The 23,494-nt window shown below is 72.2% G+C and carries 20 protein-coding genes; 9 read left to right on the forward strand and 11 right to left on the reverse strand.

What is annotated here, in order from left to right:
* The first annotated feature begins 510 nt into the window (after positions 1–510).
* Positions 511–1,773, forward strand: coding sequence for an amidohydrolase (locus ACFT41_RS04620; protein ID WP_377589349.1), 1,263 nt, complete (start codon positions 511–513; stop codon positions 1,771–1,773).
* Here ACFT41_RS04620 and ACFT41_RS04625 read toward each other — a convergent pair.
* Positions 1,730–2,674: a DUF4349 domain-containing protein gene (locus tag ACFT41_RS04625; RefSeq protein ID WP_377589348.1), complete on the reverse strand. Its 945-nt coding sequence runs from the start codon at positions 2,672–2,674 to the stop codon at positions 1,730–1,732. The two genes, ACFT41_RS04620 and ACFT41_RS04625, sit on opposite strands and share 44 nt — an antisense overlap.
* A 119-nt stretch (positions 2,675–2,793) precedes the next feature.
* Here ACFT41_RS04625 and ACFT41_RS04630 point away from each other — a divergent pair, with 119 nt between their 5' ends.
* The 4 genes from ACFT41_RS04630 (at position 2,794) to ACFT41_RS04645 (ending at position 6,242) form a co-directional block, all read left to right on the forward strand.
* Complete coding sequence (locus ACFT41_RS04630) at positions 2,794–3,423, forward strand: MBL fold metallo-hydrolase (RefSeq protein ID WP_377589347.1); 630 nt, start codon at positions 2,794–2,796, stop codon at positions 3,421–3,423.
* Positions 3,424–3,426: 3 nt separating this feature from the next.
* Positions 3,427–4,404 (forward strand): hypothetical protein, encoded by a 978-nt coding sequence (locus ACFT41_RS04635; RefSeq protein WP_377613744.1) that lies wholly within the window; start codon positions 3,427–3,429, stop codon positions 4,402–4,404.
* Entirely contained in the window at positions 4,401–5,150 is a 750-nt protein-coding gene (locus ACFT41_RS04640) for a hypothetical protein (protein WP_377582333.1), read from the forward strand. Before ACFT41_RS04635 ends, ACFT41_RS04640 begins: the two co-directional genes overlap by 4 nt.
* A 129-nt stretch (positions 5,151–5,279) precedes the next feature.
* Positions 5,280–6,242 (forward strand): GNAT family N-acetyltransferase, encoded by a 963-nt coding sequence (locus ACFT41_RS04645; protein ID WP_377582336.1) that lies wholly within the window; start codon positions 5,280–5,282, stop codon positions 6,240–6,242.
* Positions 6,243–6,376: 134 nt separating this feature from the next.
* On the opposite strand, the gene ACFT41_RS04650 is transcribed toward ACFT41_RS04645, so the two are convergent.
* The gene (locus ACFT41_RS04650) at positions 6,377–6,832 is read right to left on the reverse strand and encodes a gamma-glutamylcyclotransferase (RefSeq protein WP_377582338.1); all 456 of its coding nucleotides are present in this window, start codon (positions 6,830–6,832) and stop codon (positions 6,377–6,379) included.
* A 106-nt stretch (positions 6,833–6,938) separates the two neighbouring features.
* Here ACFT41_RS04650 and ACFT41_RS04655 point away from each other — a divergent pair, with 106 nt between their 5' ends.
* Positions 6,939–8,342 (forward strand): NAD(P)H-quinone dehydrogenase, encoded by a 1,404-nt coding sequence (locus ACFT41_RS04655; RefSeq protein ID WP_377582341.1) that lies wholly within the window; start codon positions 6,939–6,941, stop codon positions 8,340–8,342.
* A gap of 20 nt (positions 8,343–8,362) precedes the next feature.
* On the opposite strand, the gene ACFT41_RS04660 is transcribed toward ACFT41_RS04655, so the two are convergent.
* The 6 genes from ACFT41_RS04660 to ACFT41_RS04685 all read right to left on the reverse strand — a co-directional run bounded on the left by ACFT41_RS04660 (position 8,363) and on the right by ACFT41_RS04685 (position 16,984).
* Entirely contained in the window at positions 8,363–8,971 is a 609-nt protein-coding gene (locus ACFT41_RS04660; protein ID WP_377582344.1) for a DedA family protein, read from the reverse strand.
* A 271-nt stretch (positions 8,972–9,242) separates the two neighbouring features.
* Positions 9,243–11,297 (reverse strand): ABC transporter ATP-binding protein, encoded by a 2,055-nt coding sequence (locus ACFT41_RS04665; protein WP_377582347.1) that lies wholly within the window; start codon positions 11,295–11,297, stop codon positions 9,243–9,245.
* Positions 11,294–13,027: an ABC transporter ATP-binding protein gene (locus ACFT41_RS04670; RefSeq protein WP_377582349.1), complete on the reverse strand. Its 1,734-nt coding sequence runs from the start codon at positions 13,025–13,027 to the stop codon at positions 11,294–11,296. Before ACFT41_RS04670 ends, ACFT41_RS04665 begins: the two co-directional genes overlap by 4 nt.
* Complete coding sequence (locus tag ACFT41_RS04675; RefSeq protein ID WP_377582352.1) at positions 13,021–13,503, reverse strand: MarR family winged helix-turn-helix transcriptional regulator; 483 nt, start codon at positions 13,501–13,503, stop codon at positions 13,021–13,023. The genes ACFT41_RS04670 and ACFT41_RS04675 overlap by 7 nt, the downstream gene beginning before the upstream one ends.
* A gap of 118 nt (positions 13,504–13,621) precedes the next feature.
* Positions 13,622–15,061: a GuaB1 family IMP dehydrogenase-related protein gene (locus ACFT41_RS04680; RefSeq protein ID WP_377582356.1), complete on the reverse strand. Its 1,440-nt coding sequence runs from the start codon at positions 15,059–15,061 to the stop codon at positions 13,622–13,624.
* Positions 15,062–15,232: 171 nt separating this feature from the next.
* A complete protein-coding gene (locus ACFT41_RS04685) occupies positions 15,233–16,984 on the reverse strand; it encodes an acetyl/propionyl/methylcrotonyl-CoA carboxylase subunit alpha (RefSeq protein ID WP_377582359.1) in 1,752 nt (583 codons plus the stop codon).
* Between the two features lie 145 nt (positions 16,985–17,129).
* On the opposite strand from ACFT41_RS04685, the gene ACFT41_RS04690 reads away from it, so the two are divergent.
* From ACFT41_RS04690 to ACFT41_RS04700, 3 genes are all read left to right on the forward strand, one after another.
* Positions 17,130–17,717 carry a PadR family transcriptional regulator gene (locus ACFT41_RS04690; RefSeq protein WP_377582552.1) on the forward strand — a complete coding sequence of 196 codons (588 nt, stop codon included), beginning with the start codon at positions 17,130–17,132 and terminating at the stop codon, positions 17,715–17,717.
* Between the two features lie 132 nt (positions 17,718–17,849).
* Positions 17,850–18,809, forward strand: coding sequence for an ATP-binding cassette domain-containing protein (locus ACFT41_RS04695; RefSeq protein ID WP_377582362.1), 960 nt, complete (start codon positions 17,850–17,852; stop codon positions 18,807–18,809).
* A 17-nt stretch (positions 18,810–18,826) separates the two neighbouring features.
* Entirely contained in the window at positions 18,827–19,582 is a 756-nt protein-coding gene (locus ACFT41_RS04700; protein WP_377582365.1) for an ABC transporter permease, read from the forward strand.
* Between the two features lie 145 nt (positions 19,583–19,727).
* Here ACFT41_RS04700 and ACFT41_RS04705 read toward each other — a convergent pair whose 3' ends face one another.
* The 3 genes from ACFT41_RS04705 to mycP all read right to left on the reverse strand — a co-directional run bounded on the left by ACFT41_RS04705 (position 19,728) and on the right by mycP (position 22,467).
* A complete protein-coding gene (locus ACFT41_RS04705; protein WP_377582368.1) occupies positions 19,728–20,381 on the reverse strand; it encodes an O-methyltransferase in 654 nt (217 codons plus the stop codon).
* The gene (locus ACFT41_RS04710) at positions 20,378–21,046 is read right to left on the reverse strand and encodes a Maf family protein (protein WP_377582371.1); all 669 of its coding nucleotides are present in this window, start codon (positions 21,044–21,046) and stop codon (positions 20,378–20,380) included. Before ACFT41_RS04710 ends, ACFT41_RS04705 begins: the two co-directional genes overlap by 4 nt.
* 251 nt (positions 21,047–21,297) lie before the next feature.
* Positions 21,298–22,467 carry a type VII secretion-associated serine protease mycosin gene (gene mycP, locus ACFT41_RS04715; RefSeq protein ID WP_377582555.1) on the reverse strand — a complete coding sequence of 390 codons (1,170 nt, stop codon included), beginning with the start codon at positions 22,465–22,467 and terminating at the stop codon, positions 21,298–21,300.
* Positions 22,468–23,494: the final 1,027 nt, after the last annotated feature.

The following is a 23,494-nucleotide window of genomic DNA, read 5'->3' on the forward strand; positions in this document are numbered from 1 at the left end:
CCTGCTTCGTCGATTGAGGGGTCGCGGGGCGTAATCGGCCGGGGCTAGGGTCGTCGGTGTGCGTGCCAGCCGGGGCGGCCCGGTGTGTGCCACCCGGGGCAGTGGGTAACCCGTTCGGGTGAACGGGACGGACAACGAGTGCGGGAGCATGCCGACCCGTCGTGTCACCGTCGGGAGTCGTCCGACCGCCGAGTGCGGTCGGTTAATTGTCTGAGCGGCGGTTCACCGAAGCGACTAATGCGACAATTCGGTAGCGACGGCCCCGGATCGAGGGTGATTTCGTGACCGCCGAGTCGGTTACGGGTTGTAGGAGGTGTGGGGCAGATGACGGCGTTCAACCGCGATCTACCTGCTGTCCCGCAGATTATGGAGCCCTCCCACCAGGGCTTTCGTGACGCTGCGCGGTCCGATCACTACGGGAATGATGTTGCACAGAGTCACCGTCGAAGGTCTAGGCTGGCGGCTGTCATCCCTGATGATCCATCCATTCCTAGTGATCGAGATTTCGACGTGACGAGTGCGTTGACGCTGCCGAACGGCAGCCACCTGGCGTCGTCGGCCTGGCCGGAGTCGCCGTCCGGGTCGCAGCCTTTGCCCTTCGAGCTCGACCATCTGCTCGCCCTCCGGGTGCCCGGCCTCGTCGCCACCCGCCGGCACCTCCACTCCCACCCGGAGCTCTCCGGCGAGGAGTTCGAGACGGCCGCCCTGATCGCCCGCGAGCTGTCCCTCGCCGGCCTGCGCCCCCGCCTGCTGCCGAAGGGCAACGGGGTCATCTGCGACATCGACGGCCGCCCCGACGGCCCGGTGGTCGCGCTGCGCGCCGACATCGACGCGCTGCCGCTGACCGACGTCAAGGACGTGCCCTACCGGTCCACGAAGGACGGCGTCTGCCACGCCTGCGGCCACGACGTGCACACCACCGTGCTGCTCGGCGTCGGTATGCTGCTGGCCCAGCTCGCCGACCTCGGCGAGCTGGACGGCCGGGTCCGGCTGATCTTCCAGCCGGCCGAGGAGATCCTGCCCTGCGGCTCGCTGGAGGTCATCGAGGCCGGCGGCCTCGACGACGTCGTGCAGATCTTCGCGCTGCACTGCGACCCCAACCAGCCCGTCGGCAAGGTCGGCCTGCGGGTCGGCCCGATCACCGCCGCCGCCGACAACGTCACCGTCCGGCTCACCGGCCCGGGCGGGCACACCGCCCGCCCGCACCTGACCGTCGACCTGGTCGACGCGCTCGGCCGGCTGGTCACCGAGGTGCCCGCCCTGGTCAGCCGCCGGGTGCCGGCCAACAGCGGGCTGCTGCTGGTGTTCGGCCACGCCTCGGCCGGCACCCGCTACAACGTGATCCCGTCCGAGGCGACCGCGTCCGGCACCCTGCGGGTGATGGACCGCGACACCTGGGACGAGGCCCCCAAGATCGTCGCTCAGGTGGTGCGGGACGTCATCGCCCCGACCGGCGCCACCGTCGATCTGGAATACCTGCGCGGCCGGCCCCCGGTCACCAACGACGCCAGGGCGATCCAGGTGCTGACCGCGGCGACCCACGCGGCGCTCGGCCCCGACGGGGTCGCCGAGACCCCGCAGAGCATGGGCGGCGAGGACTTCTCCTGGTACCTGGAATACGTCCCCGGCGCGCTGGCCCGGCTCGGTGTCGGCCGGTCCGGCCCGAACGTCGACCTGCACCGGGCCTCGTTCGACGTCGACGAGCGGGCCATCGCCGTAGGCGTCCGGGTCATGGTGCAGACCGCGCTGCGGGCACTGGCGGCGGCGCGCTGACGACCGGCGCCGGCGCTCGACGTCGGCGCCGCCGCAGCACCGCCACCAGCGCGGCCACCGGCACGCCGAGGGCCACCGCGAACGGCAGCAGCGCCCCGAGCACCGTCAGCAGCACGCCCAGCGAGGCGACGAACGCATTCCAGCCGCCGCGCAGGCCGACCATGAAGCCGGTGTCGGGCTCCGTGTCCCGGACGGCCGCCTCCGGCCCGACCAGGGTGAGGGTGATGGTGGAGAGCGCCGTCAGGTCGGCCAGCCGGCGCTTCTTCGCCTCCAGCGAGGCGAGGTCGGCCTCCCGCCTCGCCACCTCGCTCTCCAGCGTCACCAGGTCGCCGATCGTGGTGGCCCGCGCCAGCAGCTTGCGGCCGCTCTCGACCCGGGCCCGCTGGGTGGCGATCCGCGCGTCGAGGTCCACGGTCTCCTCGGTCACGTCCTCCGTGCGGATCGCCCGCTGCTCCTGCCGGCCGAGCCCCGCCAACTCCTCCAGCACGGCCGTGAACCGTTCCGCCGGCACCCGCAGTTGCAGCTCCGCCCGGGCGTCGACGGTCCCCCCGCTGCTGCGCTCGTCGCCGCCGACGAAGCCACCGACGCCGGTGACCGCCGTGACGGCGGACCGGGCGGCGGCGTCCACGTCGTCCACCCGTACCCGCATGGTTCCGGTGTAGATGATCGACCGCTGGTCGACCCGCAGGTCCGGTGACCCGCCGCCCGCGCCGGAGCGCGCCGCACCGGCGTCGGCACCCTGCTCCGCCTTCGCCCCGCCGGCCGGCGCCCCCTGCTCGGGTGCCACGGCCGCGGTGTCCTCCGCGCTGCCGCTCCCGCCGTCGGCGCTGCACCCGCCGACCGCCAGCAGCGCCACCAGCCCCACCGCGGTCCACAACCTGCGTCTCGCGTGTCCGTCCATCAACCGCTCCGATCGTCTGCGCCCCCCGTCGGGCGATACGTCAGACGTGAAGCGACGCCGCGCCGGTTCCGGCAGACTGCGCTCAGAGACATCACGATTAGGTCAATCGAGGAGTCACGATGCAGCTCACCAAGTACGCCCACTCCTGCCTGAGGGTCGAACACGACGGCGGGGTGCTGGTCGTCGACCCCGGCGTCTTCAGCGACCCGGCGGCGCTGGACGGGGCGGACGCGGTGCTGATCACCCACGAGCACCCCGACCACGTGGACGTCGCGGCGCTCACCCGGCAACTCGACCGCCGGCCGCTGCGCATCCACGGCCCGGCCACGCTGGCCGGCGTCCTCGGCGACGCGGCCGAGGCCCTGGAGCCGGTCGCGCCCGGCCAGTCGTTCACGGCGGCGGGCGTGCCCGTGCGCGCCCACGGTGGCCGGCACGCCGTCATCCACCCCGACATCCCGGTCGTGGACAACCTCGGATACCTGCTCGACGACGTCGTCTACCACCCCGGCGACTCCCTGGTGGTGCCCGAGGACGTCCAGGTGGACACGCTCTTCGCGCCGATCCACGCCCCCTGGTCGAAGTTCTCCGAGGTGCTCGACTTCATCCGCGCGGTAGCCCCGCGCCGCGCCTTCGCCCTGCACGACGGGCTGCTCAACGACAACGGGCTCGCCGTCCTCAACCGCCAGTACGCCGCACTGTCCGGGACCGACTACCAGCGTCTCGAGCCGGGCAGCCGGCTCGACGCCTGAGCCGTGCCGCCCCCGCAGGACCTCCTCCGGCGGCTCTACACCGAACCGCCGGAGACGTTCGTCGCCACCCGCGACGCCGCCGTCGCCGAGGCCCGGCGCTCCGGCGACCCGGCCACGGCCCGCCAGATCGCCCGGCTGCGCCGCCCCACCGTGGCCGCCTGGCTGGTCAACCTGCTCGCCCTGCGCCGCCCCGAGCTGGTCGCCGACCTGACCCGGCTCGCCGAGGCGCTGCGGGCCGCCCAGCGCGACCTGCGCGGCCCCCGGCTGCGGGAGCTCTCCGCCCAGCGGCGGGCGGCGGTCGCCGCGCTGGTCGCCGAGGCCCGCCGGCTGGCCGCCGACGCCGAGGGCGGCCCGCCGGCCGGGAAGCTGCCGTTGGGCGAGGTGGAGGCGACCCTCAACGCCGCGCTCTCCGACGCGGAGGTCGCCGAGCAGGTGCGCTCCGGCCAGCTGCTGCGGGCCGCCAGCTACGCCGGCTTCGGCGAGGTGCCCCGCCCCCAGCTCCGCCTGGTCACCGGCGGCGAGGAGCCGCCACCGCCCGCCGGCCCACCCGGTGGCTCCGGGCAGCGCGCCGCCGACCGGAAGGCCGAGCGGGCCACGCGAGAGGCCGACCGTGCCACCCGGGACGCGGAGCACGCCGCGCGGGCCGAGCGGGCCCGGCAGCGCCGGGTGCTGGAGCGGGAGTTGATGCGGGCGTGTACCGACCAGGAGCGGGCCGAGGCGGAGCTGGCCGGCGCGGCGGAGGCCGTGCACGACGGCGCCGAGGAACTCGCCGGCATCGAACGGTCGCTGGCCGAGCTGGAGCGGCGGCGCGCCCAGGCCGAACAGGAACTGAGCCGGCGGAAGCTGGCCTGCCGGGCGGCGGAACGGGCCGTCACCGCCGCCCGGCGCCGCACCGGCGAGGTCGAGGGCGCGATCGAGGCGGTGGACGCCGAAGAGGGGGCTGCCGCAGAAGGCCCCGGCGGGGCAGACTGGACCCGATGACGCCGGAGCAGGTCGCCGCCGCGAGCAAGCCGTTGGTGCTGGAGCTCGGGACGGAGTTCACCCGCTGTCCGGCCACCCTGCGCCGGGCCGGCCGGCTGGGCATCCCCGGCTGGGCCTTCCACATCGCCGGTCGGGCCGGGGCGCTGGGCGACGTCCGGGTCGCCACGGTGACCGCCGCCCTCGGCTTCGTCGCCCCCGACGCCGTCGCCGACGGGTGGGACGCAGCCGCCCTGGTGCTCCGCCCGTCGGAGGTGGCGGCGGCGTACCTGGCCGAATGCTGCCGGTGGGGCGCCGAGCAGCTGGCCACCATGACCGGGGTGAGCCGGCTGGCGACGCTGCTGCGCAGGGTGGTCGACGCGGCGGACGCCAGTGCGATGCCGCTCTTCGCGGCCTGGCGGGCCATGCCGCCGCCGGACGACTCACCGGCCGCCCGCGCCGCCGTCGGGCTGCTGCTGCTGCGGGAACACGTCGTCGGGGCATGCCTGCTGGCGGCGCGGGCCGGCGGGCTGACACCGCTGGAGGCGGTGCTGACCGCGCCGGCGGGGGAGGCCGCCGCGCTCGCCTGCGGGTGGCCGCCGCCGTATCCCCCGGTCGGGTCGCTGGTGCGCCGCCGGCTGTGGGCGGACGCGGTGACCGACCGGCTGATGTCGGCCGGCTTCCGGGCCCTCACCCCGACCGAGGGTGCCGAGCTGCTCGACCTGCTGACCGCCGCGCGCGCCTTGGCGCAAGGAAGGGCCCCTTGTTAACGCCTGAGGTAGAGAAGGGTCCCCCTCTCACCGAGCCGAGCGCGGGGAGCGGGGCGAGCGCGGGCGGGTGGGGGCGGGTGGGGTGAAAATGGGGGGCGCGGATCCCGGTCCGGCTGCCAGGATCGCGCCGTGACTCTTCCCGCTGGCTGGGCGGCACGCCGCCCCACCCTGGACGACGTACCCGCGATCCTCGCGGTCGTGCACGCCGCCGACACCTTCGCGATCGGCCACCCGGACTTCGACGCCGAAGACGTCGAGGCCGCCCTGACGGCACCCTTCTTCGACCCGGCGCGCGACTCCTGGCTGGTCAGCGACCCGCAGGGCCGGATCGTCGCCTGGTCGGTGGTGGACAACCCGACCGGGGTGGGTCGGGAGTTCGTCGACGTCCTCGTCGACCCGGAGCACGGCGCGGCGGTGCGCGCCCCGCTGCTCGCCCGGATGCTGGACCGGGTCGCCGAGCGGGTCGCCGAGCGGGGCCTGCCCGCGCTGACCGTCCGCGCCTCGGCGCATGGGCCGGAGACGCGGTGGGCTGCCGAGCTGACCGGGGCCGGTTTCACCCGGGTGAAGCGGTACCTGCGGATGAGCCGGGAGCTGGCCGGGCTGCCTGCCGAGCCGCCACTCCCGCCGGGGGTGACGGTCCGTCCGCTGCGCGCCGACGACGAGGCCGACCTGCGGCTGTTCCACCGGATCTTCGACACGGCGTTCCGGGACACCCCGGACTACGAGCCGGCCGGGTACGACCACTGGCGGGAGCACCTTCCCGCCTACGCCAGGACCTGGGACGAGTGGTTCGTCGCCGAGGTCGACGGGGAGCCGGCCGGCGCGTTGCAGTCGTCCGACCAGGCGTTGGAGCAGGACATGGGCTGGGTGCGTACCCTGTCGGTGCTGCCGGAGTGCCGGCGGCGCGGGGTGGGCGCCGCGCTGCTGCGCCGGGCCTTCGCGGTCTACGCGGCGAAGGGGCGACGCCACGCCGGCCTCGGCGTGGACCTGGCCAACCCGACCTCCCCGGCGACGCTCTACCGCTCGGTGGGGCTGCGCGAGATGCACTGGGCCGACATGTACGAGCGCAGCGTCCCTGCCGCCGGTGCGTGACGCGCCGCCGCAGCGTGACAGAAGACACCGCCGCAGCGTGACGGGCGACCCGTCGGTGTGGGCCAGGTGACCCCGCCCCGGGCCGCCGTGCGGCTCTTTCCGGGGAAGAGCAGACTGGAGGCGTGGGAGACGCGCTAGGCCGACGCGGTGCCGGTGGGGCGGGACCGCAGCTCGCTGACGTAGTCGTCGGGGGCGCCTGCCTTCTCGGCGGCGTTGGCGATCTCCGACAGGTACCAGGCCGTCGGCAGGCCGCCCTCGTAGCCGTCGAAGACGTAGATCCACGCGGTCACGTCACCGTCGAGGGTGGAGACCCGGACGTGCAGCTTCCGGTACGTCCCGGAGGCCACCCCCTCGATCTCGTCGAGCTGGGCGGCGTCGTACGGGTGGATGTCGTAGAGCGCCACGAACACCCGGTCACCGGGGGACTCGACGACGGTGCTGACCGCGCCCTCCCAGCCGATCACGCCCTCGCCGGCGAAGGTGAGCCGCCAGCCTTCCAGCCAGCCGACGCCGACCATCGGGGAGTGCGGGCAGTAGGCGCGCATCCGGGCGGGATCCAGGTTTGAGCCGTAGGCGGCGTAGTGACGCACGGCGATGACGATAGCCCGGCGGACGGGTGGGGGAGAATACGACGGTGCGTGTCGGACGTGTCGGGGAGAAGAAAGTCACTGTGAGCATGGACGAGGGGCGACAGCTGTGAGCCAGATCGTGATCATCGGCGGTGGGCCGGCCGGGTACGAGGCGGCCCTGGTCGCCGCCCAGTTGGACGCCGATGTCACCGTGGTGGAGGCCGAGGGGGCCGGCGGTGCGTGCGTGCTGTCCGACTGCGTCCCGTCGAAGACGTTCATCGCCAGCTCCTCGGTGGTCACCGGATACCGGGACACCGAGGAGTTCGGGGTGCACTCCGACGGGCTGGAGGCGGTGACCGTCGACGCGCGGGCCGTGCACGAGCGGGTCAAGCGGCTCGCCCTGCACCAGTCCGCCGACATCCACGCGAAGCTGGTGAAGGCCGGCGTCACCTTCGTCGCCGGCACGGCCCGGCTCGGCGAGGACATGCTGGGCCACACCCACCGCGTCGTCGTCACCCCGGCCGACGGCTCCGGGAAGCACTCGATCGACGCGTCGACCGTGCTGGTCGCCACCGGCGCCACCCCGCGCCAGCTCCCCACGGCCGTGCCGGACGGCGAGCGCATCCTGACCTGGCGGCAGGTGTACGACCTGCCCCACCTGCCCGAGCACCTGATCGTGGTCGGCTCCGGCGTCACCGGCGCCGAGTTCGCCAGCGCATACCTCGCCATGGGGGTCCCGGTCACCCTCGTCTCCAGCCGGGACCGGGTGATGCCGCACGAGGACGCCGACGCCGCCATGGCGATCGAGCGGGTGTTCCGTTCCCGGGGCATGACGATCCTCAACAACTCCCGCGCGGAGGGCGTGCGGCGTACCGCCGACGGGGTGGAGGTGGAGCTGGCCGACGGCCGGCTGGTGCAGGGCTCGCACGCGCTCATCGCGGTCGGCTCGATCCCCAACACCGCCGGCCTCGGCCTCGCCGAGTACGGCGTGGAGCTGGCCCGGGGCGGCTACGTGACCGTCGACCGGGTGTCGCGCACCAACGTCCCCGGGGTCTACGCCGCCGGCGACTGCACGGGGGTGCTGCCGCTGGCCAGCGTCGCCGCGATGCAGGGCCGGATCGCGATGTGGCACGCGCTCGGCGAGGCGGTCCGGCCGCTGCGGCTGCGCACGGTCGCCGCGAACGTCTTCACCGACCCGGAGCTGGCCACCGTCGGCGTCTCCCAGGACGAGGTGGACGCGGGCCGGACCCCGGCCCGCCAGGTGATGCTGCCGCTGTCGGGCAACGCGCGGGCGAAGATGGACGACCTCGCCGACGGCTTCGTGAAGCTGTTCTGCCGCCCGGCCAGCGGCCAGGTGATCGGCGGTGTGGTGGTGGCACCGAAGGCCAGCGAGCTGATCCTGCCGATCACGATGGCGGTGGAGAACAACCTCACGGTCAACGAGCTGGCCCACACCATCACGATCTACCCGAGCCTGTCGGGCTCGATCACCGAGGCGGCCCGCCAGCTCATGCTCCACGAGCTGGAGTAGCCGTCCGCTCTCCCACAGGGTCAGTCGGTCGGGGGTTCGGGGCGGGCGCGGCGGGCGCCGAGGGCGGTCATCGCCCACCCGGCCGCCGCGAAGCCGGCCGCCGCCGCCCCGGCGATCACCAGCAGCTGCCAGGCCGACTCGGTCAGCGCCGTGCCGCCGAGGTGCCCGATCATCGTCCCGTAGGTGGCCCAGCCGGCCGCCGCCAGCGCCTCGTACGCGAGGAACAGCCGGTACGGGTAGCGGCTGCGACCGGCGGCGAAGCAGGCGGCCATCCGGCCGCCGGGCACGAAGCGGCAGAGCAGGATCACCAGCGGCCCCGGCTGGCGCAGCCCCCGGGTCACCCGGCCGGCGATCCGGCGGGCCCGGCCGGGTGCGTCGGTCGGGGCGGGCCGGCGGTCCGGTGCGCGCCGGCCGAGCAGGTAGCAGGCGAGGTCGCCGGCGAAGACGCCGAGGGCGCCGACGCCGATGGTCACCGGCAGGCTCAGCCCGCCGTAGACGGTGAGCGCGCCGCCGGTGATCATCAGGACCTGCGTGGGCACGACCGGGACGAAGGCGTCGACGGCCAGCAACCCGAGCAGGGCCAGGTAGGTCCAGAGCGGCGAGGCGACGCTGGTCAGTAGCTCAGGCACGACAACCACCTCGCCGGGTCGGGCCGATCGGGTGCACCGAGCCTGACGGCGTGTCCGGCGTCACCGCAGCCCACCCCGGCCGGTGGTGACCGCCGACACGGCCCGACGGGCCGGCAACCGTGGCGTACGGGTGGAGGCGGTCGCCGCGTTCGTGACGAGCGGCGTACCGTTGTCGACGCGCGGCACCGCACGTCGGGCCCTCGTTCCCGACGACCGGGCCGCCAGGGCCGCCGGCAGGTCCCGTGCCGGCGGCCCGCCCGTGTCACGACGCTCAGCCCTGGACCGAGGCGGGCTGCGGCTCCGGTTCGCCGCCGACGACCGGGTCCGGCTGGCTGAACTGGGCCTGGTGGAGCCGGTGGTACGCGCCCCGGGCGGCCAGCAGCTGCTCGTGGGTGCCCTGCTCGACGATGCGGCCGTTCTCCATCATCAGGATCAGGTCCGCGTCGCGGATGGTGGACAGGCGGTGGGCGATGACGAAGCTCGTCCGGTCGGAGCGCAGCGCCGCCATGGCCCGCTGGAGCAGCACCTCGGTGCGGGTGTCCACCGAGCTGGTCGCCTCGTCGAGGATCAGCAGCGACGGCTCGGCCAGGAACGCCCGGGCGATGGTGACGAGCTGCTTCTCGCCCGCGCTGACGTTGCTGCCCTCGGAGTCGATGACGGTGTCGTAGCCGTCGGGGAGGCTGCGCACGAAGCGGTCCACGAACGTGGCCCGGGCGGCGGCGACGATCTCCTCCTCGCTCGCGCCCGGCCGGCCGTACGCGATGTTGTCGCGGATCGTGCCGCCGAAGAGCCAGGTGTCCTGGAGCACCATGCCGATCCGGCCGCGCAGGTCGTCGCGGCGCAGCGCGGTGATGTCGACCCCGTCGAGGGTGATCCGGCCGGCGTCCAGCTCGTAGAAGCGCATGACCAGGTTGACCAGGGTGGTCTTGCCGGCCCCGGTCGGCCCGACGATGGCCACCGTGTGCCCCGGCTCGGCGACCAGCGACAGGTCGGAGATCAGCGGCTTGTCCGGCTCGTACCGGAAGGAGACGTGCTCGAACTCGACGCGGCCGTGCGGGTCGGCGACCCGGGCCGGCGTGGCCGGGTCCGGGCTCTGCTCCTCGGCGTCGAGCACCGCGAACACCCGCTCGGCGGAGGCCACCCCGGACTGGAGCAGGTTGGCCATCGAGGCGACCTGGGTCAGCGGCTGGGTGAACTGCCGCGAGTACTGGATGAACGCCTGCACGTCGCCGAGGCTCATCGTGCCCGACGCCACCCGCAGCCCGCCGACCACGGCGATCGCGACGTAGCTGAGGTTCCCGATGAACATCATCGCCGGCATGATGATCCCGGAGATGAACTGCGCCCCGAAGCTGGCCCGGAACAGCTCGTCGTTCTTGGCGGTGAACGCGGCCTCGACCTCGCGCTGGCGGCCGAAGACCTTGACCAGCTCGTGGCCGGTGAACGCCTCCTCGATCTGGCCGTTCAGCTCGCCGGTGTGCGTCCACTGGGCGATGAACCGCTGCTGCGAACGCTTCGCGATCACGCCGGTGACCACCACCGACAGCGGCACCGCGACCAGGGCCACCAGCGCCAGCAACGGCGAGATCCAGAACATCATGGCCAGTACGCCGACCACGGTCAGCAGCGAGGTGAGCAACTGGCTCAGCGTCTGCTGGAGGGTCTGCGAGATGTTGTCGATGTCGTTGGTGACCCGGCTGAGCAGCTCGCCCCGGGGCTGCCGGTCGAAGTACGGCAGCGGCAGCCGGTTCAGCTTGTCCTCGACGTCGGCGCGCAGCCGCAGCACGGTGCGCTGCACCACCCCGTTGAGCAGCCAGCCCTGCCACCACATGAGCAGGCTGGCCGCCAGGTAGAGGGCGAGTACGAACAGCAGCACCCGGGCCAGGGCGGTGAAGTCGATGCCCACCCCGGGCACCACGTCCATCCGGGCCAGCATGTCGGCGAAGTTGTCGTTGCCGGCCGCGCGGGCCGCCGCGACGGCCTGCTCGGCGGTGGTCCCGGCCGGGAACTGCCGGCCGATCACCCCGCTGAAGATCAGGTCGGTGGCGTGGCCGAGCACCTTCGGCCCGTACACGCCGAAACCGACGCTGACCAGCGCGAGGGTGACGATGACGGCCAGCTGGAGGCGGTGCGGCCGCAACCGGCGCAGCAGCCGCCGGGCGGACGGCCCGAAGTTCATCGACTTCTCGGCCGGCATGCCGGCGCCCATCCACGGCGGGCCGCCGCGCTGGCCGCCGGGGGGCAGCCGCTTCGGGGTCGCCCCCTCCGCCGCGCCGTTCGTCGCCGGCCGCCGCGCGGCGGGCCGCTGATCCGGTACGGCCGTCATGCCGGCACCCCCGCCGTCTGCTGGGAGGCGACGATCTCCGCGTACGTCGGGCAGTCTTCCAGTAGTTCGGCGTGTCGGCCCATCCCGACGATGCCCCCGTCCTCGAGCACGATGATCTGGTCGGCGTCGACGATCGTGGAGACCCGCTGGGCCACGATCACCACCGCCGCGTCCCTGGTGACCGGCCGCAGCGCCGCCCGCAGCCGGGCGTCTGTGCCGAGGTCGAGCGCCGAGAACGAGTCGTCGAACAGGTAGACCTCCGGCTTGCGCACCAGGGCGCGGGCGATCGCGAGGCGCTGCCGCTGCCCGCCGGAGACGTTGGTGCCGCCCTGCGCGATCGGGGCGTCCAGCCCCTCGGGTAGCTCGGCGACGAAGTCGCGTGCCTGGGCGATCTCCAGGGCGGCCCAGAGCTCGGCGTCGGTGGCGTCCGGGTTGCCGTACCGCAGGTTGCTGGCGATCGTGCCGCTGAACAGGTACGGCCGCTGCGGCACCAGCCCGATCCGTCGCCACAGCTCGTCCGGGGCTAGCTCGCGCACGTCCACCCCGTCGACCAGCACCGCCCCGGCGGTCGCGTCGACCAGCCGGGGGATCAGCGTCAGCAGGGTCGTCTTGCCGGCCCCCGTGCTGCCGATGACGGCCGTGGTGCGCCCGGCGCTCGCCCGGAACGAGATGTCGTGCAGCACCGGCGCGCTCGCCCCCGGGTACTGGAACCGGACGTCGCGCAGCTCCAGCTCGCCCCGGCCGGTCACCTCGGTCACCGGCGCAGCCGGCGGGACGACCGTCGACTCGGTGTCCAGCACCTCGACGATCCGCTCGGCGCAGACCGCAGCGCGGGGAACCATCATCAGCATGAAGGTGGCCATCATGACGGCCATCAGGATCTGCATGAGGTATTGCAGGAAGGCGGTGAGCGCGCCGACCTGGATCTGGCCGGCGTCGACGCGTTCCGCGCCGAACCAGAGCACGGCGATGCTGGAGACGTTGAGCACCAGCATCACGACGGGGAAGATCAGGGCCATCAGCCGGCCGGTGCGCAGGGCGGTCGCCGTGAGGTCGGCGTTCGCGCGGCCGAAGCGCTCCGTCTCGTACGGCTCCCGGACGAACGCCCGGACCACCCGGATGCCGGTGATCTGCTCGCGCAGGACGCGGTTGACCGCGTCGATCCGGGTCTGCATCAGCCGGAACCCGGGCACCATCCGTCGGATGATCAGGCCGAGCGCGAGCGCCAGCACCGGGACGCTGACCAGCATCAGCCAGGACAGCCCGATGTCCTCCCGCAACGCCATCACCACCCCGCCGACGCTCATGATCGGCGCGGCGACCAGCATCGTGCAGCTCATCAGGACGAGCATCTGCACCTGCTGCACGTCGTTGGTGTTGCGGGTGATCAGCGAGGGTGCGCCGAAGCGGGCCACCTCGCGGGCGGAGAACCGGTTGACGTGGGCGAAGACCTCGGCGCGTACGTCCCGGCCGAAGCCCATCGCCGTGCGCGCACCGAGATAGACCGCAGCGGTGGAGCAGGCGATCTGCACCAGGCTGACCAGCAGCATCCAGCCACCCGTACGCATGATGTAGCCGGTGTCGCCCCGGGCCACGCCCTGGTCGATGATGTCGGCGTTGAGGCTCGGCAGGTAGAGCGAGGCCATCGTGCCGACGAACTGGAACGCCACCACTGCCTGAAGCGGCCGATGGTACGGGCGCAGGTATGCGCGGAGCAGCCGGATCAGCACGCCGAGGTCTCCGGTCTCGTGTCGGGGGTCGTCATCTGCTTCTCCTCTTCACTGCCGATGATCTCGAGCAGGAACTGCCGGATCACGGCCGCCTTCGCCGGGTCGGCGTCGACCGAGGTCATGGGTCGTCCGGACTGCATGAGGGTGGTGAGCGCGGCGACCCGTTCCCGGCCGGCGGGGGTCAGGACGAGCCGCACGCTGCGCCGGTCGGCGCCGTCGCGCTGCCGTTCGACCAAGCCGTCGCGCTCCAGCGTGTCGACGATGCCGGTGAGAGTGGCCGGGCGGATGAAGCACGCCTCGGCGACCGCCCGGTGGGGCAGCTCGCCGTGCCGGGCCAGGGCCATGAGGGTGACCATGCCCGCGTGGGTGAGACCGTGCTCCTCGGCGAGATGGCGGTTCCACCGCTGGCCGACGATGTGGCCGGCGGTCACCAGCAGCCGGCCGAGCGGCACGTCCTCCAGCCTGATCAGGTCCATGCGGTCATGTTAGCTCCCTGATAATCAGGCCCCAAACGAAATAGCGGCGGCGAGGAAGACCACCTGAAGCAACGCGCGAGGGCGAGAAGGGAACCCTTCTCACCGGCGTCAGCGGGGGTCACCAGCTCGTCGGGAGGGGCATCCCCTCGGTGTAGCCCGCCGTGCTCTGCACCCCGACCAGCGCCCGCTCCGCGAACTCCGGCAGGCTGCGCGCGCCCGCGTACGTGCACGCGCTGCGTACCCCGGAAATGATCTCGTCGATCAGGTCCTCGACGCCGGGGCGGTCCGGGTCGAGGTACATCCGGGCCGAGGAGATGCCCTCCTCGAAGATCCCCTTGCGGGCCCGGTCGAACGCCCCGTCCTCGGCCGTACGCGCGCTTACCGCCCGGGACGAGGCCATCCCGAAGCTCTCCTTGTACCGCCGGCCGTCCGCGTCCGTGTACAGGTCGCCGGGGGACTCGTAGGTGCCGGCGAACCAGGACCCGATCATCACGTTCGACGCGCCTGCGGCCAGCGCCAGCGCCACGTCGCGCGGGTGCCGTACCCCGCCGTCGGCCCACACGTGCCGGCCCAGGTCCCGTGCCGCCGCCGCGCAGTCCAGCACCGCGGAGAACTGCGGTCGCCCCACCCCGGTCATCATCCGGGTGGTGCACATCGCGCCCGGCCCGACGCCCACCTTCACGATGTCGGCACCGGCCTCGACGAGGTCGCGTACCCCGTCGGCGGTGACGACGTTGCCGGCCGCGACCGGGACGCCCGGGTCGAGCCTGCGCACCGCCCGCAGCGCGGCGATCATCCGCTCCTGGTGCCCGTGCGCGGTGTCCACCACCAGGGTGTCGACCCCGGCCTCCAGCAGCGCGGCGGCCTTGCCCGTGACGTCGCCGTTGATGCCGACGGCCGCCGCGATCCGCAGCCGGCCCCGGTCGTCCACCGCCGGGGTGTAGAGGGTCGCGCGCAGCGCGCCCTTGCGGGTCAGCACCCCGACGAGCCGGCCGTCGCCGTCCACCACCGGCGCGAGCCGCCGCCGGGCCGCCGAGAGCCGGTCGAATCCGGTACGCGGGTCCGCGTCCGCCGGCACCGTGTGCAGCTCGGTCGACATCACGTGCCGGAGCTGGGCGAACCGGTCCACCCCCAGGGTGTCCGCCTCCGTCACCACGCCCAGCGGGCGGCCGGCCTCGTCGACCACCACCACCGCGCCGTGCGACCGCTTCGGCAGCAGGTGGATGGCGTCGCCGACGGTGTCGGTCGGGCCGAGCGTGATCGCCGTGTCGTGCACCAGGTGCCGCCGCTTGACCCAGCCGACGACGTTGGCCACCACCTCGATCGGGATGTCCTGCGGGATCACCGCGATCGCGCCGCGCCGGGCGACGGTCTCGGCCATCCGCCGGCCGGCCACCGCCGTCATGTTCGCCACCACCAGCGGGATGGTGGTGCCCGTGCCGTCCGAGGTGGCCAGGTCGACGTCCAGCCGGGAGCCGACCTCGGAGCGGGCCGGCGCCATGAAGACGTCGTTGTAGGTCAGGTCGTGCGCGGGGACCGCGCCATGAAGGAACCGCACCCGGCCATCATTCCCGGACCTGGGCCCCGCCGCCCGCGGTGGTCGCGGAAAACACCCCGGCCGCGCTGGTCCGCCGCCGATCCCACCCGGCGCCTGCGCCGCCGCCCTCACCGCCGCCTGCGCCCGCGTTCTCGCCTGCGGCGTGGTTAGGAGGGGGCCCTTCCTTGCACCTCAGGCGATCGTGCAGATGGGGGAGCCGGCGGTGACGACCACGCCGACCTCGGCGGCCAGCCCGTTGACCGTGCCCGCCTTGTGCGCGTGCAGCGGCTGCTCCATCTTCATCGCCTCCAGCACGACGACCAGGTCACCCTCGGCGACGGTGTCCCCGTCCGCCACGGCGATCTTCACGATCGTGCCCTGCATCGGTGAGGTGAGCGCGTCGCCGTCGACCGTCGCGCCGGCCTTGGCCCCGCCGCCCCGGCGGGCCGGCTTCCGCGCGGCGGGCGCGGCGGCGGCCGTACCCGCGCCGAGGCCGGCGGGGAGGGTCACCTCCAGCCGCTTGCCGCCCACCTCGACCACGACGGTCTCCCGCTGGGCCAGGCCCTCGGCGGGGCCGGCGGCGGCGGTGAACGGGGGGACCGTGTTGTCGAACTCGGTCTCGATCCACCGGGTGTGCACGGTGAAGGGTGCGGCGGTGAACGCGGGGTCGCGCACCACCAGGCGGTGGAACGGCAGCGCGGTGGCCATTCCCTCGACGACCATCTCGTCCAGCGCCCGCCGGGCCCGCTCCAGGGCCTCGGTGCGGGTCTCGCCGGTGACGATCACCTTGGCCAGCAGCGAGTCGAAGTTGCCGCCGATCACGTCGCCGGCGCAGATGCCGGTGTCCACCCGTACGCCGGGCCCGGTGGGCAGCCGCAGCGCGGTGACGGTGCCGGGGGCGGGCAGGAAGTTGCGGCCCGGGTCCTCGCCGTTGATCCGGAACTCGATGGAGTGACCGCGCGGGGCCGGGTCCTCGGCCAGCCGCAGCTTCTCGCCGTCGGCGATGCGGAACTGCTCGCGTACGAGGTCGATGCCGGCGGTCTCCTCGGTGACCGGGTGCTCGACCTGGAGGCGGGTGTTGACCTCCAGGAAGGAGATGGTGCCGTCCGCGCCGACCAGGTATTCCACCGTGCCGGCGCCGTGGTAGCCGGCCTCCCGGCAGATCGCCTTCGCGCTGTCGTGGATCTGCCGGCGCTGGGCGTCGGTGAGGAACGGCGCGGGGGCCTCCTCGACGAGCTTCTGGTGCCGGCGTTGCAGCGAGCAGTCCCGGGTGCCGACGACGACCACGTTGCCGTGTTGGTCGGCCAGGACCTGGGCCTCGACGTGCCGGGGCTGGTCCAGGTACCGCTCGACGAAGCACTCGCCCCGGCCGAACGCGGCGACCGCCTCGCGGGTGGCCGACTCGAACAGGTGCGGGATCTCCTCCATCGTGCGGGCCACCTTGAGGCCGCGCCCGCCGCCGCCGAAGGCGGCCTTGATGGCCACGGGCAGGCCGTGCTCGACCGCGAACGCGGTCACCTCGTCGGGACCGGCGACCGGGTCGGGGGTGCCGGGGACCAGGGGCGCGCCGGCCCGCTGGGCGATGTGCCGGGCGGTGACCTTGTCGCCGAGATCGCGGATCGCCTGCGGGGTCGGGCCGATCCAGGTCAGGCCCGCGTCGAGGACGGCCTGGGCGAAGTCGGCGTTCTCGGCGAGGAAGCCGTACCCGGGGTGGACGGCGTCCGCCCCCGCCTGCGCGGCGACCGCGATCAGCTTGTCGATCCGCAGGTACGTCTCGGCGGCGGTGTCGCCGTCCAGGGCGTACGCCTCGTCGGCCAGGGTGGCGTGCAGGGCGTCCCGGTCGGAGTCCGCGTAGATGGCGACGCTGCCCAGGCCGGCGTCGCGGCAGGCGCGGATGACGCGGACGGCGATCTCGCCTCGGTTGGCGATGAGTACCTTGCGCACCTCGTGGCTCCTCCCGGGATGTTACTGACGGGGAGTTTATCGGCCGGCATCGTCACCCTAACGATCGCTCAGTGTGGGATGTGGCACTGTCCCGCGGCCGATAGTCAAACTTGTCTAATACGCTTCTCCGGTGTCTGCCACTCGCATGATGATCCTCGGCCTGGTCAAGTGGATGCAGCCGGTGCACGGCTACGACGTCCGCCGCGAGCTGCTCAGTTGGGGCGCCGACAAGTGGGCCAACGTGCAGCCCGGCTCGATCTACCATGCGCTGCGCAAGCTCGGTGAGGAGGGGCTGCTCCGCGCGGTCGCCACTGAGCAGGTCGGCGCCCGGCCGGCCCGGACGACGTACGAGATCACCCCGAAGGGGGTCGACGAGTTCGAGACCCTGCTGCGCGACCTGTGGTGGGGCAATCATCAGACGAACGATCCGTTCGTGGCGGCGTTCGCGTTCCTGCCGGCGCTGCCGAGGCCGGAGGCGGCAGCCGCGTTGCGCAGTCGGGGGCAGGTGCTGCGGGCCGGCGTGGAGGGCATGCGCGCCTCGATGGAGTCCTCCTGGATCCGCGACTCCAAGCCGGTCGGCGTGAGCTGGATGTACGAGCTGTGGATCGCCCGAGGGGAGGTCGAGGCGGCCTGGTGCGAGCGGATCGCCGACCGGATCGAGGCCGGCGTGCCGTACCTGCCGGAGGGTCTGGCCGGTCGGGACGGCTGGGACGTCGCGGAGGGAAGGGAATAGGCGTAATAGTCAAAGTTGACTAGAGAAGTTATATCGCGTTAGCCTCGCCGGGACGTTCCGGGGCCGCCCGCGCGGCGTGGCGTCCCCGGGGAAGGGCCGGTCCCGTCCGGCCAAGGACGACCAGGAGCGAAGATGATCCAGACCAGAGGGCTGCGGAAGTCGTTCCGCTCCCGCGCCGGTCGACAGCACAAGACGGTCGACGCCGTCCGCGGCGTCGACCTGGACGTCGCCGAGGGGGAGATCTTCGGGTTCCTCGGCCCCAACGGCGCCGGCAAGACCACCACCCTGCGCATGCTGGCCACCCTCATCGCCCCCGACGGCGGCCAGGCCACCATCGCCGGGGCCGACCTGCTGCGCGACCCCGCCGAGGTGCGCCGCCGCATCGGGTACGTCGCCCAGGGCGGCAGCACGTGGGACGACTGCACCGCCCGCGAGGAGCTGGTCCTGCACGCCCGGATGTACGGCATCGGCAAGGCCGACGCCCACCGCCGCGCCGGACGCGCCCTCGCCGCCTTCCAGCTCACCGAGTACGCCGACCGCAAGTGCAAGACCTACTCCGGCGGTCAGCGCCGCCGCGTCGAGATCGCCCTCGGCATCATCCACGACCCGCGCATCGTCTTCCTCGACGAGCCGACCAGCGGCCTCGACCCGCAGAGCCGCGCCCACATGTGGGACGAGATCCGTCGGCTGCGCGCCGAGGGGATGACCGTCTTCATCACCACGCACTACCTCGACGAGGCCGACGCGCTCTGCGACCGTATCGCGATCATGGACCACGGCGAGGTGGTCGCCGAGGGCACCCCGGCGGGGCTGAAGCGCGAGATCTCCGGCGAGGTGCTGCTCGTCGGGCTCGACACCGCCGCCACCGGACAGGCCGCCGAACTGCTCGACACCGAGCCGTACGTCGCCAAGCTGGAGACCGTCGACGGCGGCGGCCTGCGGCTGACCGTCGACGAGGGGGCGACCGCCATCCCGCAGGTCCTGCGCCGCCTCGACCAGGCCGGCCTCGGGCTCAGCTCGATCGAGCTGCACCGCCCCAGCCTCGACGACGTCTTCCTCACCAAGACCGGCCGCTCGCTGCGCGAGTCCTGACCTCCCCGGAGTCGATAATGAAGTTCGCCCGCGACACCTGGCTCGTCTTCCAGCGCCAAGCGCAGCTCCTGCTCCGCAACCCGGTCTGGATCTTCGTCGGCGTCTTCCAGCCGGTGATGTACCTGCTGCTCTTCGCCCCGCTGCTCAAACCGGCGCTGAACGCGCCGACCCAGGCCGAGGCGTACAAGATCTTCGTGCCCGGCCTGCTGGTGCTGCTGGCCATCTTCGGCGGCCTCTTCCAGGGCTTCGGCCTGATCGCCGAACTGCGCGCCGGGGTCATCGAACGGTCCCGGGTCACCCCGGTCAGCCGGCTCGCGCTGCTGCTCGGCCGGGCCCTGCGCGACGTCGTGTCGCTGCTCGCCCAGGCCGTCATCATCACCCTGCTCGCGCTCCTGTTCGAGCTGCGGGTGTTCATCGGCGACCTGCTGCTGGCGTACCTGATGCTCGCCCTCATCGCGCTGATGACCGCCGCCGTCTCCTACGGAGTCGCGCTCAAGGTCAAGAGCGAGGACGCCCTCGCCCCGCTGATGAACACCGTCGCCCAGCCGGTGCTGCTGCTCTCCGGCATCCTGCTGCCGCTCACCTACGCTCCCGGCTGGCTCAAGGGCATCGCCGAGTGGAACCCGTTCTCCTGGGCCGTGGACGGCACCCGGGCCCTCTTCGTCGGTGACCTCGGCAACGACAAGGTCTGGCAGGGCCTGACCATCATCGCGGTGCTGGCCGCCGCCAGTGTCGCCTGGGCCGCCCGCCAGTTCGCCCGCAGCGTCCGCTGAGGTGGTAAGGAGGGGCCCCTTGTTAACGCATTCTGTATAGGAAGGGCCCCTTCCTGACACCGTGCCCCGCTGCACCTCACCTTGAGCGGGGTGCGGCGGGGCACGTGACGCCGGGGACCTGGAACGATCGGCCCGTCGGGGCCCGTCAGCGCACCCGGGCCAGGGTCAGCCCGTCGGCGATCGGCAGCAGCACCGGTTCCACCCGGACGTCGGCCATCACCTCGTCGTTGAACGCGGCGACGGCCCGGTCGTCGGCGTTGCCCGGAGCGAGCACCCGACCCCCACGCAGGGTGTTGTCCACCGCGACGATCCCGCCCGGGCGCATGCGGGGCACCAGCTCCGCCCAGTAGACCGGGTAGCCGACCTTGTCCGCGTCGATGAACGCGAAGTCCAGACTCCGCTCGTACGGCAGCTCGCGCAGCGTGTCCCCGGCCGGCCCGATCCGCAGGTCGACCCGGTCGGCGACCCCGGCCCGCGCCCAGTACCGCCGCGCCACGTCCGTGTACTTTTCCGAGATGTCGAAGCAGGTCAACCGCCCGTCCTCGGCCAGCCCTCGCGCGATCGCCAGCGAGGACATCCCGGTGAAGGTGCCCACCTCCACCGCCCGCCGCGCCCCGATCAACCGGGTGAGGAACGTCAGGAACGCGGCCTGCTCCGGGGCCACCTGCATCCTCGCCTCGGCGGGCAGCGCGGCGAGGGTCTCCTCGACCAGGTCCCGCATCACCTCGTCCGGGGCCGAGCCGTGGGCCACCACGTACGCGTGCAGTTCCGGGGTCAGGGGCAGCGACTTCGTCGTCATGACCGGACCGCATCCAGCGCCTCGACCGACTGGCCGCCCGGCGCGACCTTCGTCCACAGGTCGATGATCCGCAGGTCCAGCTCGCCGAGGAGGCGGCGCAGCAGTGGCAGGGAAAGCCCGACCACCGTGCCCGGGTCGCCGTCGACACCCTCCAGGAACGCCCCACCCAAGCCGTCGATGGTGAACGCGCCGGCGACCGCGAGCGGCTCGCCCGTCGCGACGTACGCCGCGATCTCCTCGTCGCTGACCTCGGCGAACCGTACGGTGGTCGAGGCGACCCCCTCGGCGCGCGTCTCGTGGATGACGTCGATCAGGCAGTGCCCGGTGTGCAGCACCCCGCTGCGCCCCCGCATCCGCTCCCAACGCCGGGTCGCGTCCGCCTCGCCGGCCGGCTTGCCGAGGATCTCGCCGTCGAAGGCGAGCACCGAGTCGCAGCCGAGCACCAGCGTCCGCTCGTCGGCGGAGGGCCGCAGCCGGCCGACGACCGCCTGCGCCTTCAGCCGGGCCAGCTCCAGGCACAGGTCCTCGGCCTGTTCGCTGACCACCTGGGACTCGTCGACCCCGCTGACCAGCACATCTGGTTCGATACCGGCGGCGTGGAGGAGCTTGCGGCGGGCAGGGCTCGCCGACGCGAGCACGAGTCGGAGCGAAATCGAGTTCGACACGTCGCCGACGCTACCGGTTCCTCGACCCGCGTCGCCCCCGCCTGGCCGTTGACCCGTCCGCCCCTTGATCGACTCCAGGCCGCCGGGCGTCCAGCTCGTTGTTCCACGCCATGTCGCCGGGCGTCCAGCTCGTTGATCCACGCCATGTCGCCAGGCGTCCAGCTCGTTGATCCACGCCATGTCGCCGACATGGCGGTATCCCACCCACTCCGATACCCCAATGTCGCCGACATGGCGTCACTGTTGGTGGTTCACCGGCTTATCCGCGGCGGCGGATCGTCACTCAACCGCCGGCGCCGTGCTACCAGCGCCCAGGCTCCCGCAGCAGCCACGATCACTCCCAAAGTGGCCAAACCTCGGGCTGTCGACCCGTCGTCACCCTCGTCGGTCGACTCCGCAACCGCCGTCGTGGTCGGCCCGGTCGCATCCGGCGCATCCGCCGTCGCCGATTCGAAACCCACCGGGGGTACGTCTGCCGTGAGCGCCGCGACCAGGTCGATGACGCCGTAGCCGTACTCGTCGTCACGGCCGGGCGGCCCCTTGTCGACGGCGGTGGCAGTGAGGCGGTGGACGACCTCCGAGGCTGGCAGGTCGGGGTACTTGGACCGGACAAGAGCAGCGGCCCCCGCGACTATCGCAGTGGCACTGGAGGTGCCGGTTCCCTTGGAGTACTTCCCGCCATAGCTGGTGCTGTAGATATCGACCGCTGGTGCGGCGAGATCGACTTCTGCGCCGGCCACTGAGATGGCCGCGTGTTTTCCGTCCCGATCGGTCCCGCTAACCGCGATTACTCCTTCCTCCGAAGCGGGGTAGGTGACCCTCGCGTCTTCAGGCGCATTGCCTGCGGCTGCGATGATTACGATATTCGAGGCAGATGCGCGCTTGACTGCTTGGGTGAGTCTCTGGCTAGAACTTCCCCCGCTGGAAATGCTGATCACATCGACGCCTCTTGCGATAGCGTACTCGATCCCCTGAGCTAACGCATCCGGCTCCCCGTCGCCATTGGGTGGAGAGCTGAAGATGGGCAAGATCTTTGCTTCAGGGGCGATTCCGAGTGCGCCAATATTGCCACCCCGGCCATGAGCTGCAATTAGTCCAGCCATCGAAGTTCCGTGGCTGTCCAGGTCGAGCCCCCCGTTTCCCTTACCGCCTGGGAGAATGTCTATCCCGGAAAGTAAGTTGCCGCGCAAGTCGGGATGTGGATCAACTCCTGTGTCGGGCACTGCGATAGTGATTCCTTGGCCTCGACTCATTCGATGTGCCTGAGCGACATTTAGATAACGTAAATGCCACTGGTCGGCCCGGATTCGAGCTGCTCCGTCTTCCCTGAGTGCGACATGGTGGGGGGTGGCTATAGCGGGAAGTGGGATTGAGGCTGGACTTGTAGCGAGAAATGTTGCGCATAAAATGCGCTGCGTGATTTGGCTATCGATCGAAGCCAATGGCTGGTCCAGGGTCGATAGGGCCATCGTCGTCAGGCGGTCGCACTATTGGGGCTACTCCAGGATCGGTTTGCCAGGGGTGGTCGGGGTCCCAGCGTTGTGCCTCCCGCTCACGTCGACCTTCTTGCTGATTTCGTCCAATCGAACTTCCGGGGGCAGGGTTGCTGCCCACGCCAGGGGAGCCGCCGAAGGGGGGAGTAAAATGTCCCGTTCCGAAATGCATACTGCGGCCTGCGCCTGGACGAGAGCCGGCCGCTCCGCTCGGGGCGGTGCCCGCTCCGCCGCCGCCGATTACGCCACCGATTGGATTGATTCGGCGGGTCGGGTTGGTGCTCCCAGGCTGCCCTAAACCCATGCCCGGAGTGGTGCCGATCAAGCCCCCGGGCGGCATCGATAGAGGTGTCTTGGGGGTGATTTGGGGTGCCCCGTTGGAGCCGCCGATTGCTCTGGAGCCTGTACTCAAATGATCGGGAAGTGCGCCGGAGGCGGGTTGGCGGCTGCTGGTATTTGGGAAAGGGATGGTTGGGTGCGGCCCAAGGTGAAGTCCAGGTGGAAGGACCGGTTGAACGCCCAGAGTTGCGCCCGGCGCCCCAGGAGCGAGGGTTGGAGTTGGCCCCGTGTTTATTCCGCCGAGAACTGGCCCACGGCCGAGTATCGGTCCGACACTGGGCGGTGTTGTCGCAGCTACACGCTGGGGTGTGCCGCTCAATCCGTTGGAGGCCGACCTGCTGCTCGATGTGGGTAGCGGAACCGGAATAATCGGCGGAATTACGGGCGCGGCCAAAGTGCCGTACACATCCGGATTGTCCGATTGTTTGGGTGGTCTAACGGTTGGGGGTTGGCGGAGCATTACTTGGGCCTGTTGGAGTTCGCCGCTCAATCCGTACATCAAATTCCGGGCCTGGGCGTTGAGTCGCTCCAAGTCGGCGTCTGTCACCGGCTTGTCCGGCACCCGGCTGCCCATCGCCGCCTTCGGATCGGCGACGGTCGCCTCGTACGTCCGCTT

The sequence above is a fragment of the Micromonospora sp. NPDC057141 genome, assembly GCF_042670805.1.
Taxonomy (GTDB): Bacteria; Actinomycetota; Actinomycetes; order Mycobacteriales; family Micromonosporaceae; genus Micromonospora.

Bases quoted from the DNA above. Each gene is read 5' to 3' on its own strand.
- ACFT41_RS04625 (WP_377589348.1), bottom strand. From the start codon at position 2,674: ATGGACGGACACGCGAGACGCAGGTTGTGGACCGCGGTGGGGCTGGTG.
- ACFT41_RS04630 (WP_377589347.1), top strand. From the start codon at position 2,794: ATGCAGCTCACCAAGTACGCCCACTCCTGCCTGAGGGTCGAACACGAC.
- ACFT41_RS04640 (WP_377582333.1), top strand. From the start codon at position 4,401: ATGACGCCGGAGCAGGTCGCCGCCGCGAGCAAGCCGTTGGTGCTGGAG.
- ACFT41_RS04665 (WP_377582347.1), bottom strand. From the start codon at position 11,297: ATGACGGCCGTACCGGATCAGCGGCCCGCCGCGCGGCGGCCGGCGACG.
- ACFT41_RS04675 (WP_377582352.1), bottom strand. From the start codon at position 13,503: ATGGACCTGATCAGGCTGGAGGACGTGCCGCTCGGCCGGCTGCTGGTG.
- ACFT41_RS04690 (WP_377582552.1), top strand. From the start codon at position 17,130: ATGATGATCCTCGGCCTGGTCAAGTGGATGCAGCCGGTGCACGGCTAC.
- ACFT41_RS04695 (WP_377582362.1), top strand. From the start codon at position 17,850: ATGATCCAGACCAGAGGGCTGCGGAAGTCGTTCCGCTCCCGCGCCGGT.
- ACFT41_RS04700 (WP_377582365.1), top strand. From the start codon at position 18,827: ATGAAGTTCGCCCGCGACACCTGGCTCGTCTTCCAGCGCCAAGCGCAG.
- ACFT41_RS04705 (WP_377582368.1), bottom strand. From the start codon at position 20,381: ATGACGACGAAGTCGCTGCCCCTGACCCCGGAACTGCACGCGTACGTG.